The sequence below is a fragment of the Mycobacterium sp. URHB0021 genome, assembly GCF_054057895.1.
The window spans coordinates 889489-906872 of sequence record NZ_JBSRZT010000002.1 but is presented as its reverse complement, the minus strand read 5'-3'; the positions used below and the strand labels follow the sequence as shown (position 1 = coordinate 906872).

The following is a 17384-nucleotide window of genomic DNA, read 5'->3' as shown; positions in this document are numbered from 1 at the left end:
GGAGGCGAGATGGAGATGGGGTCAGGTCGGGCGATCGAAATCGCCCCGTTCCACTCGCGTGGGTCACTCAAGGGTTTCGTGGTCTCCGGTCGCTGGCCGGACTCGACCAAGGAATGGGCCCAGCTGTTGATGATCGCCGTGCGCGTCGCGTCCTTACCCGGATTACTCTCCACGACAACGATTTTCGGTGCGCGTGAGGAGTTACCCGATCAACCGCCGCCGGGCACCGTCGGACTGGTGGTCGCCGAGGGCACCGTCGTGGGCGAATCTGCCGTGCCACCAGGGTATTTCGCCGAGCACCAACCACCCGCACTGCTGATGCTGCACCCGCCGTCGGAGACCACACCGTCGCTGCCGGAGTGTTCGGGTGCCGCGTCGGGTTGCGTGCTGCTGCCGGGGCTGCCACACCTCGGTCTCGAGCACCGGGCCGCATGGGTGGAGGCCGAATCCGACGGCACGGTCACGTCGATGGTGAGTCGGGTGGGTGTCGACCCCATCAGCCATCCCGATACCGCGATACTGGCCATGCTCCTTGCCGCATAAGCGTTTTCGTGACGTCTGATTGAAACGCACCGTCAGCGGTAGATTGACGCGACCGTCAATCTCGGTGGCGCGGGTCGCCGCGATCTCGTTGTCCGGGTTCGCGCCGTCGAAGTCTACGGGGCCGCCCGGTCAGTTCCCTGACAATCCCTCCGCGGCCTGGAGGTCATGCTCGCCCTCATCTCGGTCGTGCGTGAAAATCGCCGTGAGCATCGCCATGAGCAGCGAAGAGAATACAGCTCACCGCGCGAATCGTTGCCGTGATCACACCGGCCGACCGCTGGCTACTGTCGGTCGAACGACTGACGTCATTCACGCGGTCGTTGCCCTGACCCGTTTCACCTTGCGGGAAGGCGTTCCACACCGCGTGCGGCGACCCCCGACGCTGCGCATCTAGCAAACCCGGGATTCCGCCATTCTGTCAGCGTGGACAGTTGCCCGGGTTCAAGATCGCGATTCCTGTGAGGTCAGCTGTCAAAGACTGAGATAAGACACTCAGTCGCGAGCGTTATTATTTGCTTCGCCGCACCGTGTGATGGCGGTGCGGGGGCGCAGCTGACGTGCCACTGCAGCCGTGGTGGTCGTTACAAACGAAAAGGTGGGTTAACTTTTCCGCGGTTTGCACTTGGTTGTGGGCACAACTCTCGCTACGATGATCAGCAAATACGCCGCCTATCTAGCCCGCTCGTAAAGCATGTGGAGGTCAAATCAATGAGTACGACGTTCAGCGCCCGCCTAAACCGCCTGTTCGACACGGTTTACCCGCCCGGTCGCGGCCCGCATACGTCGGCGGAAGTCATCGCAGCGCTCAAGTCTGAGGGCATCACGATGTCGGCCCCGTACCTGTCTCAGCTGCGTTCAGGCAACCGTACGAACCCGTCCGCAGGAACTATGGCTGCACTTGCCAACTTCTTCCGTATCAAGCCGGCCTACTTCACCGACGACGAGTACTACGAGAAGCTGGACAAGGAATTGACCTGGTTGGCGAATATGCGCGATGAGGGCGTCCGCCGTATTGCGGCGCGCACCGTCGGGCTGTCCGTTGAAGCCCAACAGGACATCGTTCAGAAGGTCGATGAGCTGCGTCGCCGGGAACACCTCGACGATTAGCCTGCCGCACGGATAAACGCGGCATCCGCGAAGTCTGCGCGACTTCACCCAGACTCTGGGGTCGGGGTCGCTCAGGCTCTCGCTGGTTGGTCTAGCGCCAGCTCACGGTATTGCTGTGCGATTTCGAGGATCCACTCGCGATCGGAATGCGACGTCGGCTGGCGCAGCCAGCCAAGTCCCGGAAACGTTGCCTCCTCGTCGGTGGGAGCGCCCTCGCGCCCGGCGTAGACCCATTCGGCGATCGCATGCGCCTGCTCTCTCGGCGGGACCGGCGGCGACTCCACCTCGCTCAAGTCGTCGACGTCGTCGAGATCGCGTGCGGGTGTGGCACCCGTGGCATCGACCGTTCGTCGGCGGACACCGTCGGCGGCGGTGGCCTCTAGGAACAACGCATCCGAGATCAGCGACATTCGTTCGGCCACCCGGAAGACGAGCGGGCCGCGGGGCCGCACCCCGATGCCGATGTCCGGGTGTCGGCGTCCGAGCTCATCGAGTAGAGGCTGGATGGTCCGCAGCTCGCGGCGCGCGCCGAACCAATCCTCGACGCTGGGCAGCAGGGATCCGGCGGCGACGACCAGCATGGCGCAGCCGAGCAGAGTCGCGGCCGCACCGACCCCGACCAACTGGGTCGTGCCCACCGCCCGCAGGAAGAAGAACGCCGATGCGAGCACGATCAGCACGATGCCGACGGTGAAGACGAAGAGGGCACGGCCGCGGCGGCTGCGGTTCGAATGACGCATGCCGGCCCACGACACCAGCGTGAGCGCCAGCAGGACATAGAGAAGGGGCAGCAACCACGGCAGCGCCGTGCCGCCGGACCCCAGATTGCGCTTGAGGTACTCCTCGGGCGACATCTCGGGTTGTTGGTCCGCGGCGAAAAACGTCACAAGGCTCACCACGGCGATGACGCCGGCGACGCTGTATTGCGCGATCGCTATCTTGCGGATGATCGCCGGTTTACGGACCGAGGACACCGCCGTGATCATCACGCAGCTGCCTGCCGCGCACGCGATCAACGCCACCTGACTCAAGCCCATCGAGACGTTGGGCCAGCGCAGCACCGTGTCGATCAGCAGGGTCAACGGCTGCCAATTGAGCGCGGCCACCAGCCCGAGGCTTCCCAGGGCGAGGATCATCGCGGTGCTCACCAGCGATTGCTTGTTGACCAGGGCCCAACCGATTCGCAGGCCAGTGGCCAGTCCGAGCAGACCGGCGATCACCCAGATGATCAACCAAACGCCTCTCCGAGGCGAACCTGAACGATCGAAGCACGATCGGACGGCAGCCGGCCGAGTCGGTAGATGAGCAACGCCGCGAAGTCTTCGGCCTCCTGTTCGGCGTCCTCGCCGCTGGGCCCCATGCAGCCCGTTCGTTGGTTGAGCATGTATCCGATCAAGTCGGAACTGGCGAATTCCACGTTCTCCCGGGCGGCCTGGACCACCGGGATGCCCTCGTGGCCGAGGACCAGATGGCCGAGTTCATGGGCCAGGGTGCGGTCCCAGGCGGGCAGGCCCTTCTGGATCAGGAACACGTCACGGTCGGCGTACTGGCGCCACTGTCCACATACCCCGGGTGGCAGATCGGCCATCTTCAATTCGATGGGCCGGTTGCGATCCTCGCTTACGGCGTCGACCAGGCGCGGTAAGGACACTTCGCCTCGGCGCGGGGCGAGGTCGAGCACATCACTTACGGCGCGGGTGACACTTCGGCTGGCAGGCATATAAACCCCCTCTCGACGACAACTATGCGCTGCCTACTCCGCAAGGGAGGGCAATTTGTCACTTGACGAACCGTGCCGTGCTACCGCTACGCACCGCAAGCCCCGCCTTGGCCTGGCGATAGCCTACTAATCCACCAGCACCCGTGAGTACCAGAATGCCCGTTGCACCGGGTACTGCCAAGGCCGCGACCTGCGAAATTCCAGCGGATCGCAGAAATTCTCCGTAACCGACCCGATACGACAGGTTCGATACCTCGACAGTGCCGCTCGCGGTCGCCGGCAACGGTTTCCCCGCCGGCGCTTCCGGCGCAATTCGCCGGGGTGCGGCGGGCAGTCCCGGAGCGGGAGCGGCCGGCGCTCCCCCGCCGCCACCGAGGCCGAACGAGGGGGCGACGATGACGGGCAACGTGATCGGAGCCATCGGCGGTACCGCCGCGGCGACGCCGACTCCGGGCACCGACGACAACACCCCTGGTTCGGCCGGTTCCTGTGCGGGCGGCATCAATTTGTCCGGCAGCTGCATGCCGGGCACTCCCCCGCCCGGCCCTCCCCATGGCGCTTCGATGGCGCCGCCGCCGCCGGCACCGCCACCGGGTCTGGGCGCCGGTTGGCCAACCGGCCAAGGCCACCAGGGCGGCAGCCACGGCGGCCGTTCGGGAATGCCCGGCCCGCAGCCGGCCTCGCCGTTCGAGTCGGCGGAGTTGCCGGAACCATCACAGCCGCACCCCTGGCCGCGCTTTTCCGGACAGGTTGCCGTAGTCGACGGGATCGAAGGGGTCGCGGAATTGGTGGGGCTGGGGTTCCCACTGCCGGGGTTTCCGCTGGGGTCAACCTCGTCGGCCGACTCACCATCCGTTGGATCCTCACCCTGGGGGTTGCGGGGGTGGTGCTCGCCCGGCGGGTAGCTCTCCTGGTCGTGCTCGCCGGGCTTGTACTCGCCCGGCTTGAACTCAGCCGGCTTAGGTGCGCCGGGGCCGGGTGCGCCCGTGTTGCCGTTCCCGCCACCGGCCGCCGGGCCGCCGCGCCCGTTGCCGACCCGCGGATCGGCACCGCCCTCGGGACCGGCGTTGGGAGGGTCGTGCTGTGGCGCCTCGCCCCCGTCATTGACCTGGTTGGCGTCCGAGTCGCCGGAGTCGCCGGAGACCTGCGACGGGTCGGCGAAAGCGAGGGCGGCGCCCGTCCCGGCGATCAGCAGCCCGCCGGCGACGAGGCAGGATGCTGCGGTGATGCGCACACGCGAGCCCACGTCGTCACCACCTCCAAGGCATCGCTCGTCAGCACTTAGTCAGCACTCTTGACGGTTCGAACGATTCTCGCACAATCCCGTTCATCAGTTTGCTGCGAAGCCGAACCCACGGGGCGCCGGGCCGCACCGAATCTGCAGCGGCCTTGACGATAGGGTTGGTCTGCACGATCACCGCCACAACACCACTTCTTCGTGACGACCTTGCGGGAGGCAGCCGGGATGAGCCCGTTCAAGCGACGCAAAACCCGTGCCACCCGCCGCGCAGAGGCACGCGCCATCAAGGCGAAGGCCAAGCTCGAGGCACGACTCGCCGCCAAGAACGAGGTGCGACGGTTCAAGGCGGAGCGCAAGGCGGAGACCAAGGCCCTCAAGGCTCAACTGAAGGCCCAACGCGATAGCGACCGGGCCGCTGTGAAGGTTGCCGAGACGCAACTGAAAGCCGCTCGCGAGGGGAAGTTGTTCTCCCCCTCGCGTATTCGCCGGCTACTGACGGTCACCCGGCTGTTGGCGCCGGTGATCGTACCGCTCGTCTATCGCGCGTCCATCAGCGCACGCGGTGTGATCGACCAGCGCCGTGCCGACCGGCTGGGTGTCCCGCTGAGCCAGATCGGCCAGTTCTCCGGTCACGGCGCCGAATTGTCGGCACGCATCGCGGGCGCCGAACAGTCATTGCGCGCAGTTCTGGAGAAGAAGCCGAAGGACTCCGAGACGAAGCAGTTCGTCTCGGCCATGAACGAGCGCCTCGGTGAGCTGTCTGCAGCGGTGACCGCGGCCGAGAACATGCCGACCGCTCAGCGCCGACCCGCTCATGCCGCGATCGCCCGGCAACTCGACGGCATCGAGGCCGATCTGCTCGCCCGCCTCGGCCTGGTCTGACGTACTCGCCGATCCCATGACTCACGTCCCACTCAATCCGGCAGCGCGACTGCGGGGTACGGCCGCGGGACTGTTGACCGTCGCGTTGGCCGTCGCCGCCCATGGGGTGGGCAGCGGCGGGCTTCCGATGGGTGCGTCCGCGGTGGAACTCGCACTCCTGGCCGTGACCGTCGGCGCGCTGGCCGCCACCATGGCCCGCGCCGCCGACCCGCGCGTGCTGCTGGCACTGCTCGGCGCCGGTCAACTCCTCGGCCACCTCATGCTCGGCGCGGCCGGGCACGCCCACTCGACGGCCGCATCCCCACCCGCCGCGGTGATGCTGATCGCCCACCTGACGGCGATCGCGGTCGGGGCGATTCTGATCGCGGCCGGGGATCGGTTGTGCTGCGCGGTGTCGCGCGCTGTGCGGGCCGCCGTGCGCACCCCGGGTCCGCTCGTGCCTGCCCCACCCGCCGTCGCGGCGGGCGGGGCCGATCAGCCGCTGCGTTCGTCGCTGCTGCTTGCCGCTTCCGTGTCGCATCGGGGACCCCCGGTCAGCCTCGCCCGCTGACCGATCTTCCCCCGACGACACGAGAAAGCCACAACCGAAATGTCATTGAGAGCTGCGGCGCCCAAACGTGCCCTGGTCACGATCGCCGCCACCGGCGCGGCGATGTCCATCGGACTGTTGTCCGGCGCCGGACCGGCGTCGGCCCATGTCCACGTCGACGCGGCCGATGCGACCCCGGGCGCCACGTCGGTGCTCACCTTCCGGGTTCCCAACGAGTCCGACAAGGGAGCACTCACAACCGCGTTGAGCGTCGTGCTGCCCGACGTGGCCTCGGCGAGCACCGAGCAGATGCCGGGCTGGGCGGCACGGCTGGACCGTAACGCCGCCGCAGGCACGGTCAGCTCCATCACCTGGACCGCCGCGCCCGGCACAGGTGTCCCGCCGGACCAGTTCGCGTTGTTCCGGATCTCGGTGAAGCTGCCGGACAGCCAGACCGTGACTTTTCCGGCCACGCAGACCTATTCGGACGGGACGGTCGTGAGATGGGATCAGCCGACGCCGCCCGGCGGCGCCGAGCCCGAGCACCCGGCGCCGGTGCTGTCCATGACGGGCGCCAAGGCCGAGCCGTCCGATGACCACGGGATGTCGATGGCGGCGCAGACTCCGGCCACGACGACGGCCGCCGACAACGGGCCGACGGCCGACAACACGGCGCGCTGGTTGGCCGGAGGCGCGCTGGCCGTCGCCGCCGTCGCGGTGGTGGCCACCATGCTGGTGCGACGGCGGTCATGAACCGCCTCGTGACCGTCGCGTTGTTGGTCATCGGGCTCACCGTCACGGCGCTGGCCGAGGCGCCGTTCGCGTCGGCGCACGCGGTGCGCGTGTCCACCGATCCCGCCGACAAGGCCGAACTGACCGCGTCGCCGCCGACGGTCAGCGCGACGTTCAACGAGGCGTTGCAACCGCAGTTCGCGGCTATGACGGTGGTCGGTCCGGACGGGAACCTGTGGACGGACGGCGACCCGAAGATCGAAGGCGCCGTCATCCGCGTCGGGGTGCGGCCGCTCGGCCCGGCCGGCGAGTACACGGTGAATTACCGGGTGACGTCGGCGGACGGCCATCCGGTGTCCGGATCCTGGTCGTTTCGGCTGACCACCGCCGGGACGGGCACGCCCGGTCCGTCGGCCGCCGCGTCCGACACGTCCGACGACGGGATCCCGGTGTGGCCGTTCATGGTGGCGGCGGTGGTGATCGTGGCGGGCGGCGCCTTGTGGGCGGTGCGACGCCGGAGGTGACGAAGCTTCGCGCCGTGACCTGCGCTGGACTGGTCGTCGCGGCCGCATCGGTGGCGGCGTGGTCGCTGGGCGCACCGGGCAACTCCCTGCCGGCGACGCTCGTGCGCGCCATCGCCGACTGTGCCGCGGTCGCGACCCTCGGTCTGGCCGCGGTGCCGATGCTGGACACGGGCCGGTACCGCGACGAACTGCTCGACCGGGCCACCGCGCCACTGCTCGCCGCGGGCGCCGCCTGGCTGGTGAGCGAGTTGACCCGGCTCGTCGTCACGGCCGCGCAGGCGATCGCGGCTTCGGTCACGCAGGTTGGAGTGGGGACGACGGCGGAGTTCGCGCTGCACACGGTCGCGGGGCGGTCCGGGCTGTTCAGTGCGCTCGCGGCGGCGGCCGTCTGTCTGGCCGCCGCCGCGGCGCCGCGGACGGTGTCGACGACGGTCGCCGCGGCAGGCATCGCCGCCGCGGGCGTCGCGGCGCGGACACTCACCGGCCATCTCGGTGAAAGCGGCCTGGGTGGCGCGGCCGTGGCGGTACACACCCTGGCGGCAGCGCTGTGGTGCGGGCTGCTGGCGGCACTCGTTCTCACGGTCGAGCACCGGGGGCAGTGGGCCCGGGTGTTGCCGCGGTTCTCGCAGCTGAGCCTGGTGTCTGTGGGGGCGCTGTTGGCAGGTGGCGCCGTCGGCGCAGCAGTCACTCACACTTCCCCGACGCAGCTGTATGCCAGCGGGTACGGCCGCTTGTTGTCGGCGAAGATCGTGGTGACGTTGGTGTTGGTGGTGCTGGCGTGGCGTAACCGGACGATGTGGTTGCCCGCCGCACGCTCGCACCGGGCGACGGCCGTAGTCTCGCGGTCGCGGTCACTGGCCGAACTGGCGATCATGGCCGTCGCCCTGACGCTGGCGGCGGCACTGGCCGTCACGGGTTAGCCCGCCACACCCGACCTGGCATGATGGACGCACTGGCGGGCGGAGGACGAGACACTGCAAAGGAGCAGCCATATGGCAGACCAGCAGGATCGACCCGACGACAAGCCTGACGACACAAACCCGGCGACAAGCCGGGCCGCGGAATCAGCGGCGCCCTCACCCGGCGCAGCCGCCACTCCGCCCGCAGGCGAGCCGGGCCGGCCAACTGCCGAGCCGCCGCCCGCCAAGGCGGCGAAGAAAGCCCCAGCCAAGGCAGCGAAGAAGGCGCCGGCGAAGGCCGCCAAGAAGACGCCTGCCAAGAAGGGCGCGGCGAAGAAGGCACCCGCGAAGAAGGCACCCGCGAAGAAGGCCCCCGCCAAGCAGGCGCCTGCGGCGAAACTGGCCGATACCAACGGCAACCTGACCGCCGCCAAAGAGGCCGCTGCGCAGGCCAAATCGACCGTGGCCAGCGCGAACAACCCGGTCACCGGAACTCCGTCGGTGGCGTTGATCGGCCCCGAACCGTCGCGGATCCCGATCACCGCGGTCATCGCCGCCGGGGTGCTGGCGATCTTGATCGTGCTCCTCGCGCGCCGCAATTCCGACGACGGCTGATCGGAGTTAGAAGTACCCTTGGCTTCCTGTAATCCGAGATCAGCGGGGTTGCCGGGCCCATGAAACACCGAGAGCCGAAGAGGCGGTTGCATTGGCCCGGCATGCCGGGGGCAATTGTGCTGAGCCTCAACGCCTGCCATGGCTCTGGTCGAGCAAAATCCGGCGCGGGCGCGAGCCGTTCTTCGGGAGAGTATGGAACTCGCCACGAGTCCCGGCCAGGAGATATCGTCGGGAATCCTCACCGCCTGCCTGCTCGCCGGCCGACTTCGGGACTGGGAACTCGCCGTCGCACTGACCCGTCAGGCCATGAGCCTTTGGCGATGGGGTGTCGCGCTGCTGCAGAGCGGGCCGCGCCTTGCGTTGTGTGCACGGGCGCTCGCCGAAAAACGCCCGGAGGTGGCGCGGGTGTTGCGCGGCGCGGCTTATGCCGCCTTCGGTCATGCACGCCCGCGACCGATGGCTCGACGCAAGCGGGTGCCGCGTCGCCCGCCCCCGGCGACAATTTCGTTCTCGGCGCGCTACGCGAGGCCGGCGAACTGGTGGCGGCCGCGCTGGGCCATGACAAGCAAGGCGCGCTCCGCGCCACAGGTGCGGCGATGACGATGGACGAAGCCATTTCTTACGCGCTGGCTAGCATCGATGGGTGAGCATCGACTTTCGCGCAACCGCTGACCTGGTCGACGACATCGGCCCCGACGTGCGCAGCTGTGATCTCCAGTTGGCCCAGTACGGCGCCACGTCACAGTTCGCCGGACCCGTGACCACGGTGCGCTGCTTCCAGGACAACGCCCTGCTCAAGTCGGTGCTGTCGGAACCCGGCGACGGCGGGGTGCTGGTGATCGACGGCCACGGGTCACTGCACACCGCGCTGGTGGGCGATCTGATCGCCGAGTTGGGCCGCTCCAACGGCTGGGCGGGCCTGATCATCAACGGGGCGGTGCGCGACGCGGCGACGTTGCGCACCATGGACATCGGAATCAAGGCCCTCGGCACGAACCCCCGCAAGAGCGGCAAGACCGGCGACGGCGAACGTGATGTCGCGGTCGAGTTCGGTGGCGTGGTGTTCACGCCGGGCGAGATCGCCTACAGCGATGACGACGGGATAGTCGTCGTCAGCGGCTGACGGGCTCGCCGCTAGGCCGAGGCCGGCACGGCCGCGCGGTGTTTGGCGAAGTGCAGGGCGTCGTCGTCAACCTTGCCGCGCCGGATCACGCCGAGGTCCAGCAGATAGTTCTGCTTGAGCCGCCACGGCGCCACATGCCCCGCCTTGGGCAGATAGTCCAGCGCCCGCAGCACGTAGCCCGGGGTGAAGTCCATCAGCGGGCGCTCGTCGACGGTGTTGCCCGGATGCTGGGGTTCGACGGTGTCGAAGCCCTTCGCGTCCATGTGGTTCAGCACCCGGCAGACGAATTCGGATACCAGGTCGGCCTTCAGCGTCCACGACGCGTTCGTGTATCCGATGGTGAACGCCATGTTCGGCATGTGCGTCAGCATCATGCCCTTGTAGGCCATGGTGTCGTTGAGTTCCACGGCCTCGCCGTTGCGCGAGATCGCCGCCCCGCCGAACAGCTGCAGGTTCAAACCCGTTGCGGTGATGATGATGTCGGCCACCAGTTCCTCGCCCGAGTTGAGCCGGATGCCGGTCTTGGTGAACCGGTCGATGGTGTCGGTGACGACGTCGGCCTTGCCCTTCTTGATGGTCTTGAACAGGTCACCGTTGGGCGCCAGGCAGAGCCGCTCGTCCCATGGGTTGTACCGCGGCCCGAAGTGCTTCGCGACGTCATAGCCGTCCGGTAGCCGCCGCTGCGCCATGGTCATCAGCGTCTTGCGCATGAAATGCGGGAAGCGCCGGGAGATTTGGTACTGCGCGGACTGGAAGATGATGCTCTTCCACCGGTTCACCACGTAGGCCGGTTTGGCGGGCAGCGTCTTGTTCATCCGCACGGTGAAGGGGTCGACGTCGGGCAGCGTGCCGATGTAGGTCGGCGAACGCTGCAGCATCGTGACGTGCCCTGCGCCCGAATTGGCCAGTGCCGGAATCAGAGTCACCGCGGTGGCGCCGCTGCCGATCACGACGATCCGCTTACCGGCGTAGTCCAGATCCTCGGGCCAGTGCTGAGGATGGATGACGGTGCCCCTGAAGTCCTCCGCGCCGGCGAACTCGGGCGAGTAGCCCTGGTCGTAGTTGTAGTAGCCGCTGCATGCGAACAGGAACTTGCACTTGACCTCGACCTGCTCGCCGCCCCGGTCGACGGTCAACGTCCACCGGTTCTCGGCATCGGACCAGTCGGCACCGACCACGTTCTGGCCATACCGGATGTGCTTGTCGATGCCGTACTCGGCGACCGTCTCCTCGAGGTAGGACATGATCGACGGCCCGTCGGCGATGGCCTTCTCCGACGTCCACGGCTTGAATCGGAAGCCGAGCGTGAACATGTCGGAGTCGGACCGGATGCCCGGGTACTTGAACAGGTCCCAGGTGCCGCCGAGGTTCTCGCGGCGCTCGAGGATCAGATAGCTCTTGGCAGGACAGCGGTCCTGCAGATGCCAGGCGGCGCTGATGCCGGAAATGCCGGCCCCGACGATGACGACATCGACAAATTCGGTCATCGTGTAAAGCTATCAACACCGTGTCGAATAGGTCAACACCAAGTCGATAAATTCGACACCGTGTAAAGTCTGGGCGGTGACCACCGCCAGCCGGCCCCGCGCCGCCCGTGCGCGTCGTGCGGTGCGGCCCTCCGGCGACGATCGGGAGCAGGCCATCCTCGAGACCGCCAAACGCCTGCTGGACGAGCGGTCATTCGCCGACATCTCGGTCGACGACCTGGCCAAGGGCGCCGGCATCTCCCGACCGACGTTCTACTTCTATTTCCCGTCGAAGGATGCGGTGCTCGTCGCGCTGGTGGCACAGGTCATCACCGCGGCCGACCACACCTTCCAGAGCCTCCCGGAAACCCCGCCGGACGATTTCCACGAGGCGTGCCGGGCCGGGATCAACGTGTTCTTCGAAACCTTCGCCAACCACGAGGGCGTCATCCGCGCCGGGCACTCCGTCCGGTCGTCGAACGCCGAGATCCAGAAGCTGCTGTCCACGTACATGCAGCGCTGGATCGACAGCACCGCGGCGACGATCGAAACCCAACGGGCGCGGGGCGCGGCCCCGACAACACTTCCGTCCGTCGAATTGGCGACCGCGCTGAACCTGATGAACGAGCGGGCGCTGTTCGCATCCTTCGCCGACGAGCGACCCGCGATTCCCACCGAGCACCTGCTCGACACGTTGGTGCACATCTGGGTCGCCAGCATCTATGGCGAATCCCGCTGACCTGTCGGCCCCCGATGCGAACATATGTTCGTGTCCCGGGGTGCGACCATTCTGCACGCTGACCTCGATTCGTTCTACGCATCCGTCGAGCAGCGCGACGACCCGGCGCTGCGCGGAAGGCCGGTGATCGTCGGCGGCGGCGTCGTGCTGGCCGCCAGCTACGAGGCCAAGGCCTACGGCGTGCGCACTGCGATGGGCGGGCGCCAGGCCCGGCAACTGTGCCCTCATGCTATCGTCTTGCCGCCGCGGATGTCGGCATACTCCCAGGCCAGCGAGGCCGTCTTCGAGGTGTTCCACGACACCAGCCCGGTGGTGGAGCCGCTGTCGGTGGACGAGGCCTTCCTGGACGTGTCCGGGCTGTGGCGGGTGTCGGGCACGCCGGTGGAGATCGCTGCCCGGCTGCGCGCACAGGTCCGCGATCGCGTCGGGCTGCCCATCACGGTCGGCATCGCCCGTACCAAGTTCCTCGCCAAGGTCGCCAGCCAGGAAGCCAAGCCCGACGGGCTGCTGCTGGTGCCGCCCGATCGTGAGCTGGCGTTCCTGCATCCTCTGCCGGTCCGCCGACTGTGGGGCGTCGGCGCGAAGACGGCTGAGAAGCTGCATGTGCACGGCATCGCCACCGTCGCCGATGTCGCGGAACTCGGCGAGACGACCCTGGCCTCGATGGTCGGCGGCGCGATGGGCCGTCAGCTGTTCGCGTTGTCCCGCAACATCGATCGACGCCGGGTGGTCACGGGAGTGCGGCGGCGTTCGGTCGGCGCGCAGCGGGCGCTCGGGCGCGCGGGCAACACCATGTCGGCCGCGGAGGTCGACGCCGTTGTCGTCAACCTCGTCGACCGGATCACCCGCCGCATGCGCCGAGCGGACCGGACGGGCCGAACCGTGGTGCTGCGGTTGCGGTTCGACGACTTCAGCCGCGTGACCCGCTCGCACACCTTGAATCGCGCGACCGCGTCGACGGACGCCATCCTCGACACCGCCCGCGCCCTCGTGGCGGCGGCCGCGCCCCTGATCGCCGAACGCGGGCTCACCCTCGTCGGCTTCGCGGTGTCCAACATCGACCGCCAGGGCGCCCAGCAGCTGGAGCTGCCGTTCGACGAGCACGGCGATCCCGTCGCGATCGATGATGCGGTCGACCGGGTTCGCCAGCGCTACGGCAACGCCGCCGTCACCCGCGGCGTGCTGCTCGGCCGCGACCCGGGGCTCGAGATGCCCCACCTGCCGGACTAGGTCAGCACTAGGGCGATGCCCAGCCCAGCAGCCTGTCCGCCGACCACGTGTTGACAATCCGGTCGACCGGCACCCCGGCGTCCAGCGCACGCTGGGCGCCATAGCCGAGGAACTCGAGTTGGCCGGGCGCGTGCGAATCGGTGTCGATGGAGAACAGGCAGCCGATGTCGAGCGCGAGGTTCAGCAGCCGGGTCGGCGGGTCGCGGCGTTCGGGCCGCGAGTTGATCTCCACCGCGGTGTCGTGATCGCGGCAGGCGGTGAACACCTTCTCGGCGTCGAACTTCGATTCCGCCCTGATGCCCCGGCCCCCGGTCACGAGCCGGCCGGTGCAGTGTCCGAGGACGTCCGTGCGCGGATTGGAAACCGCGTTGATCATTCGCCGGGTCATCGACGGCGCATCCATCGCGAGCTTGGAGTGCACGCTGGCCACCACGACGTCGAGGCGCTCGAGAAGCTCGTCCTCCTGGTCCAGCGACCCGTCCTCGAGGATGTCGACCTCGATCCCGGTCAGGATACGCATCGGCGCGACGGCGTCGCGCAGCCCGTCGATGACGTCGAGCTGCTTGCGCAGCCGTTCGGGTGACAGGCCGTTGGCGACCTTGAGCCGCGGCGAGTGATCGGTCATGGCGCAGTATTCGTGACCCAAATCCTTTGCCGCAAGCATCATTTCTTCGATCGGAGCCGATCCGTCCGACCAGTTGGAGTGCACGTGCAGATCGCCCTTCAGCGCGGCGCGAACCTCACCACCACCGAGATCCCTAGCCGCCGAGCGTAATTCGGTCAAGACATCGGGCTCCCGGCCCGCCCAGGCCTGGGCGATCACCTTCGCGGTCTTGGGCCCGATGCCCGGCAGCGACTGCCAGCTGTTGGCGGTGCCGTGGCGTTCCCGGTCGGCTTCGGTGAGCCCTTCGACGACGTCGGCGGCATTGCGGTAGGCCATCACCCGCCTGGAGTCCTCTCGGGCGCGGTCCTTGTAGTACGCAATCTGGCGCAGCGCGATGACCGGATCCATGGCTCCAGTCTGCCCGGTCAGGCAAACCGCCAACCCGGATCGCGGCCGGTCAACGCGATCACCCGGTGCAGCATCGGCGCGTCATCGGTGACGGCCACCGCGGGGCCGAACAACCCCTCGACCGGTCCCTCGGCCGCGATCGCGGTGACGTGCGGCAGGATCACGTCGAGCGTGGCGCGGTCGACGTCGTAGTCCTGTCCACTCGCCCGCGCGACATCCCAGCCGTGGACGACGACCTCCGTCAACGCGACGATTCCGGCGACCTCCCCGGGAAAGTCGACGCCGCCGGCGCGCGACATGCCCGCCCAGGCCGTGGCGTCCCGCCATGCCAGGCCGAGTTCGGCGAGCCGCGCCGGATAAGCCTCGCGCCAGTCGTCGTCCAGCGGCGCGCCCTCGACGGGTGGGGTGTCGGTCAGCTCGCCGAGCTGCTTGCGGGCTGCGGCGGTGAAGGCCAACGACAGGCCACCGACGTGGCCGATCAGGTCGCGGACATTCAATCTCTCGCACGGCGTCGGGGCGCCGAGCTGCTCATCGGTCACGTTCGCCAGCACGTCGGTCGTGCGGCGGCAGGCTGTGGTCAAGTCGATCATGTCGGTACTGACCCGGGCGGCCCGCCGAATTCATCGCGGCGGAGGAGGTGTGCCGCCGTGCACGAGAGCCCGGACCTCACTCTCGACGGTGCCGCCGGCGAAGAACAACATCTCGTCGCCGGCCTCGAGCTCGTCGTCCGGTTGCGGGAGGATCACCCGGCCGCCGCGGAGCACGATGGCCAGTGCGCTGTTCTCGGGCAGGGCCAGGTCGCCGACCCGTTGCCCGGCGAGCGGGCTGTCTCCGGGCAGCGTCAGTTTGGCGAGGCTGACCTGGTCCTGTCGCAGCCCCATCAACCGGATCAGGTGGCCGGTGTCGATCGCTCCCTCGACCGACGCGACCATCGCGTGGGGTGTGGAGACCGCGACATCGACGCCCCACGCCTCGGTGAACATCCACTCGTTGCGCATGTCGTTGACCCGCGCCACCACTCTGCGCACCCCGAATTCGGTCTTGGCCAACAGCGCCGCGGTGAGGTTCGCCTTGTCGTCACCGGTCGCGGCGATCACCACATCGCATGTCTGGAGCCCGGACTCCTCGAGCGAGGCCAGCTCACACGCGTCGGCAAGCAACCAGTCCGCGTCGGGGGCCGTGTGCGGCTCGTAGTGATGCGGGTTGCGTTCGATCAGCAGGACCTTGTGGCCGTCACCGAGCAACTCGCGGGCCACGGACCGGCCGACGGCCCCGGCACCGGCGATCCCGATGCGCATCGCCCGCCTCCCGGTGCGTTGCGTGTTCTCTTCTTCACGGAGCGCGATACCGGCGAAGATTCTTCGGATTCCGAACACCAAGCCATAGTGACCCATTCAGCGGCGTTGCGGGCCCGGTCCGCGGCCCGAGCACCCGTCCTCGCCGCGTCGCTACTGGTTTACTGGCACACCTATGCAGGCCGAACGGGGATGAGATGAGCTTGCAGCAGCTGTACCTGACGCTGCTAGCCGGTGCACTCGTGCTGCTGGCGAGCATTGTCGCCACCCGGGCGGCCAGCCGGGTGGGGTTGCCGAGTCTGCTGCTGTTCCTCGGCGTCGGCGTCATCGTCGGCGAGGACGGGCTGGGACTGCATTTCGACAACTACCTGCTGGCCGACCATCTGGGCACGGTGGCGTTGGCGATCATCCTCATCGAGGGCGGCCTCACGACCCGGTTCGGCGATGTGCGAAAGGTGTTGGCACCCGCAGGGGCGTTGGCCACCGTGGGTGTTGCGGTCAGCATGGCCGTCACGGCAGCCGGGGCCCATCTGCTGCTCGGCATCGACTGGCAACTGGCGCTGCTGCTCGGCGCCGTCCTGTCGGTCACCGACGCCGCCGCCGTGTTCTCGGTGCTGCGCGTCGTGCCCCTGCCCCGCCGCGTCGCCGGCCTGCTGGAGGCCGAATCCGGATTCAACGACGCTCCCGCCGTGATCTTCGTCCTGATGTTCAGCGTCGTGCCGCTCGAGTTGTCCGCGGTGCATGCGCTCGGCGAGTTGACGTACGAATTGATCGTCGGCGCGGCGATCGGGTTGGGATGTGGTTTCCTCGGCGCAATCGCGCTGCGCCGCATCGCCCTTCCGGCCTCCGGTTTGTATCCCCTGGCGACCTTCGGGCTGGGCATGGTGGCGTTCGGCGCGGCAGGCAGCGCCCACGCCAGCGGGTTCCTCGCCGCTTATCTGGCCGCGGTCGTGCTCGCCAACTCCGGGCTGCCGCACCGCTCGGCCACCCGGTCATTCGCAGAAGGGCTCGGCTGGCTCGCGCAGATCGGCCTGTTCGTCCTTCTCGGCCTGCTCGTCGACCCCAGCGATCTGGGTGCCGAACTGGTGCCGGGGATCGTGATCGGACTGGTCCTGCTGCTGGTCTCCCGCCCGCTTTCGGTCGCCGTCTCCCTCGCCGCATTCCGGGTGCCCTGGCGCGAGCAGGTTTTCGTGTCGTGGGCCGGTCTGCGGGGTGCCGTCCCGATCGTGCTGGCGACCTTCCCGATCGTCGGAGGTGTCCCCGACAGCATGCGCCTGCTCAACATCGTGTTCATCCTGGTCGTGGTGTACACGCTGATCCAGGGCCCGAGCCTGCACCTGCTGGCACAACGGCTGGGGCTTATCCCGCGGGATGCCACCCGGGAGATCCAGGTCGAGTCGGCGCCGCTGGACGTGCTGGAGGCCGAACTGCTGACGATGACCGTGCTGGCCCGGTCCCGGCTGCACAACGTCACCATCCTCGAACTCCGGTTGCCCGACCCCAGCGTCATCACCCTGATCATCCGCGACGGGCACACGTTCGTGCCCCAGCCCGACACCCGCATCACGATCGGCGACGAACTGCTCATCGTCACCACCACGAAGACGCGTGCGGCGGCCGAGCGCAGGCTCCGGGCGGTCAACCGCCGGGGCAAACTCGCGTACTGGTTCGACGAGTACGGCGAACCGGATTGACGCTGCCTGACAGGCGACGCGAACGGTGCCCGGA

At 68.2% G+C, this 17384-nt stretch carries 20 protein-coding genes; 13 read left to right on the top strand and 7 right to left on the bottom strand.

All coding sequences use genetic code 11. The annotated features are described in order from the left end of the window. Positions 1-9: 9 nt before the first annotated feature. Entirely contained in the window at positions 10-543 is a 534-nt protein-coding gene (locus tag ACVWWN_RS06575; RefSeq protein ID WP_457143172.1) for a peptidase, read from the top strand. Positions 544-1251: 708 nt separating this feature from the next. Continuing rightward, complete coding sequence (locus tag ACVWWN_RS06570) at positions 1252-1650, top strand: transcriptional regulator (protein WP_457143171.1); 399 nt, start codon at positions 1252-1254, stop codon at positions 1648-1650. Between the two features lie 71 nt (positions 1651-1721). Here ACVWWN_RS06570 and ACVWWN_RS06565 read toward each other — a convergent pair whose 3' ends face one another. From ACVWWN_RS06565 to ACVWWN_RS06555, 3 genes are read right to left on the bottom strand one after another with little or no spacing between them, the layout of a single operon-like run. Then, positions 1722-2882 (bottom strand): hypothetical protein, encoded by a 1161-nt coding sequence (locus ACVWWN_RS06565; RefSeq protein ID WP_457143170.1) that lies wholly within the window; start codon positions 2880-2882, stop codon positions 1722-1724. Further along, complete coding sequence (locus tag ACVWWN_RS06560; protein WP_457143169.1) at positions 2879-3370, bottom strand: ImmA/IrrE family metallo-endopeptidase; 492 nt, start codon at positions 3368-3370, stop codon at positions 2879-2881. The genes ACVWWN_RS06565 and ACVWWN_RS06560 overlap by 4 nt, the downstream gene beginning before the upstream one ends. A gap of 58 nt (positions 3371-3428) precedes the next feature. Further along, entirely contained in the window at positions 3429-4616 is a 1188-nt protein-coding gene (locus tag ACVWWN_RS06555) for a hypothetical protein (RefSeq protein WP_457143168.1), read from the bottom strand. A 219-nt stretch (positions 4617-4835) separates the two neighbouring features. Between ACVWWN_RS06555 and ACVWWN_RS06550 the strand changes: the two genes are divergently transcribed. The 8 genes from ACVWWN_RS06550 (at position 4836) to rraA (ending at position 9914) form a co-directional block, all read left to right on the top strand. Further along, on the top strand, positions 4836-5492 hold the full coding sequence (locus tag ACVWWN_RS06550) for a DUF6474 family protein (RefSeq protein WP_457149026.1): 657 nt from the start codon (positions 4836-4838) through the stop codon (positions 5490-5492). Positions 5493-5508: 16 nt separating this feature from the next. Continuing rightward, positions 5509-6042, top strand: a complete 534-nt coding sequence (locus ACVWWN_RS06545) for a hypothetical protein (protein ID WP_457143167.1) — start codon at positions 5509-5511, stop codon at positions 6040-6042. A gap of 39 nt (positions 6043-6081) precedes the next feature. After that, entirely contained in the window at positions 6082-6774 is a 693-nt protein-coding gene (locus ACVWWN_RS06540; protein ID WP_457143166.1) for a YcnI family copper-binding membrane protein, read from the top strand. Beyond that, complete coding sequence (locus ACVWWN_RS06535) at positions 6771-7277, top strand: copper resistance CopC family protein (RefSeq protein ID WP_457143165.1); 507 nt, start codon at positions 6771-6773, stop codon at positions 7275-7277. The genes ACVWWN_RS06540 and ACVWWN_RS06535 overlap by 4 nt, the downstream gene beginning before the upstream one ends. Beyond that, complete coding sequence (locus tag ACVWWN_RS06530) at positions 7253-8197, top strand: CopD family protein (protein ID WP_457143164.1); 945 nt, start codon at positions 7253-7255, stop codon at positions 8195-8197. The genes ACVWWN_RS06535 and ACVWWN_RS06530 overlap by 25 nt, the downstream gene beginning before the upstream one ends. Positions 8198-8269: 72 nt before the next feature. Continuing rightward, the gene (locus ACVWWN_RS06525) at positions 8270-8791 is read left to right on the top strand and encodes a hypothetical protein (RefSeq protein WP_457143163.1); all 522 of its coding nucleotides are present in this window, start codon (positions 8270-8272) and stop codon (positions 8789-8791) included. Positions 8792-8983: 192 nt separating this feature from the next. Continuing rightward, complete coding sequence (locus tag ACVWWN_RS06520; RefSeq protein WP_457143162.1) at positions 8984-9391, top strand: hypothetical protein; 408 nt, start codon at positions 8984-8986, stop codon at positions 9389-9391. Between the two features lie 43 nt (positions 9392-9434). Beyond that, on the top strand, positions 9435-9914 hold the full coding sequence (rraA, locus tag ACVWWN_RS06515; RefSeq protein ID WP_457143161.1) for a ribonuclease E activity regulator RraA: 480 nt from the start codon (positions 9435-9437) through the stop codon (positions 9912-9914). Between the two features lie 11 nt (positions 9915-9925). Here the strand turns inward: rraA and ACVWWN_RS06510 are convergent, their stop codons facing one another. Beyond that, positions 9926-11401 (bottom strand): flavin-containing monooxygenase, encoded by a 1476-nt coding sequence (locus tag ACVWWN_RS06510; protein ID WP_457143160.1) that lies wholly within the window; start codon positions 11399-11401, stop codon positions 9926-9928. 76 nt (positions 11402-11477) lie between these two features. Between ACVWWN_RS06510 and ACVWWN_RS06505 the strand changes: the two genes are divergently transcribed. Together ACVWWN_RS06505 and dinB are read left to right on the top strand one after the other, a co-directional pair. Further along, the gene (locus ACVWWN_RS06505; protein ID WP_457143159.1) at positions 11478-12119 is read left to right on the top strand and encodes a TetR/AcrR family transcriptional regulator; all 642 of its coding nucleotides are present in this window, start codon (positions 11478-11480) and stop codon (positions 12117-12119) included. Positions 12120-12143: 24 nt separating this feature from the next. Continuing rightward, complete coding sequence (dinB, locus tag ACVWWN_RS06500) at positions 12144-13349, top strand: DNA polymerase IV (RefSeq protein WP_457143158.1); 1206 nt, start codon at positions 12144-12146, stop codon at positions 13347-13349. A gap of 7 nt (positions 13350-13356) precedes the next feature. Here dinB and ACVWWN_RS06495 read toward each other — a convergent pair whose 3' ends face one another. Genes ACVWWN_RS06495 through ACVWWN_RS06485 form a run of 3 tightly spaced genes read right to left on the bottom strand, consistent with a single transcriptional unit; the run spans position 13357 to position 15659 of the window. After that, positions 13357-14361 (bottom strand): PHP domain-containing protein, encoded by a 1005-nt coding sequence (locus tag ACVWWN_RS06495; RefSeq protein ID WP_457143157.1) that lies wholly within the window; start codon positions 14359-14361, stop codon positions 13357-13359. Positions 14362-14378: 17 nt separating this feature from the next. After that, positions 14379-14951 carry a TIGR03086 family metal-binding protein gene (locus ACVWWN_RS06490; RefSeq protein ID WP_457143156.1) on the bottom strand — a complete coding sequence of 191 codons (573 nt, stop codon included), beginning with the start codon at positions 14949-14951 and terminating at the stop codon, positions 14379-14381. Positions 14952-14981: 30 nt separating this feature from the next. Further along, the gene (locus tag ACVWWN_RS06485; RefSeq protein WP_457149025.1) at positions 14982-15659 is read right to left on the bottom strand and encodes a potassium channel family protein; all 678 of its coding nucleotides are present in this window, start codon (positions 15657-15659) and stop codon (positions 14982-14984) included. Between the two features lie 194 nt (positions 15660-15853). Between ACVWWN_RS06485 and ACVWWN_RS06480 the strand changes: the two genes are divergently transcribed. Then, complete coding sequence (locus ACVWWN_RS06480) at positions 15854-17350, top strand: potassium/proton antiporter (RefSeq protein ID WP_457143155.1); 1497 nt, start codon at positions 15854-15856, stop codon at positions 17348-17350. Positions 17351-17384: the final 34 nt, after the last annotated feature.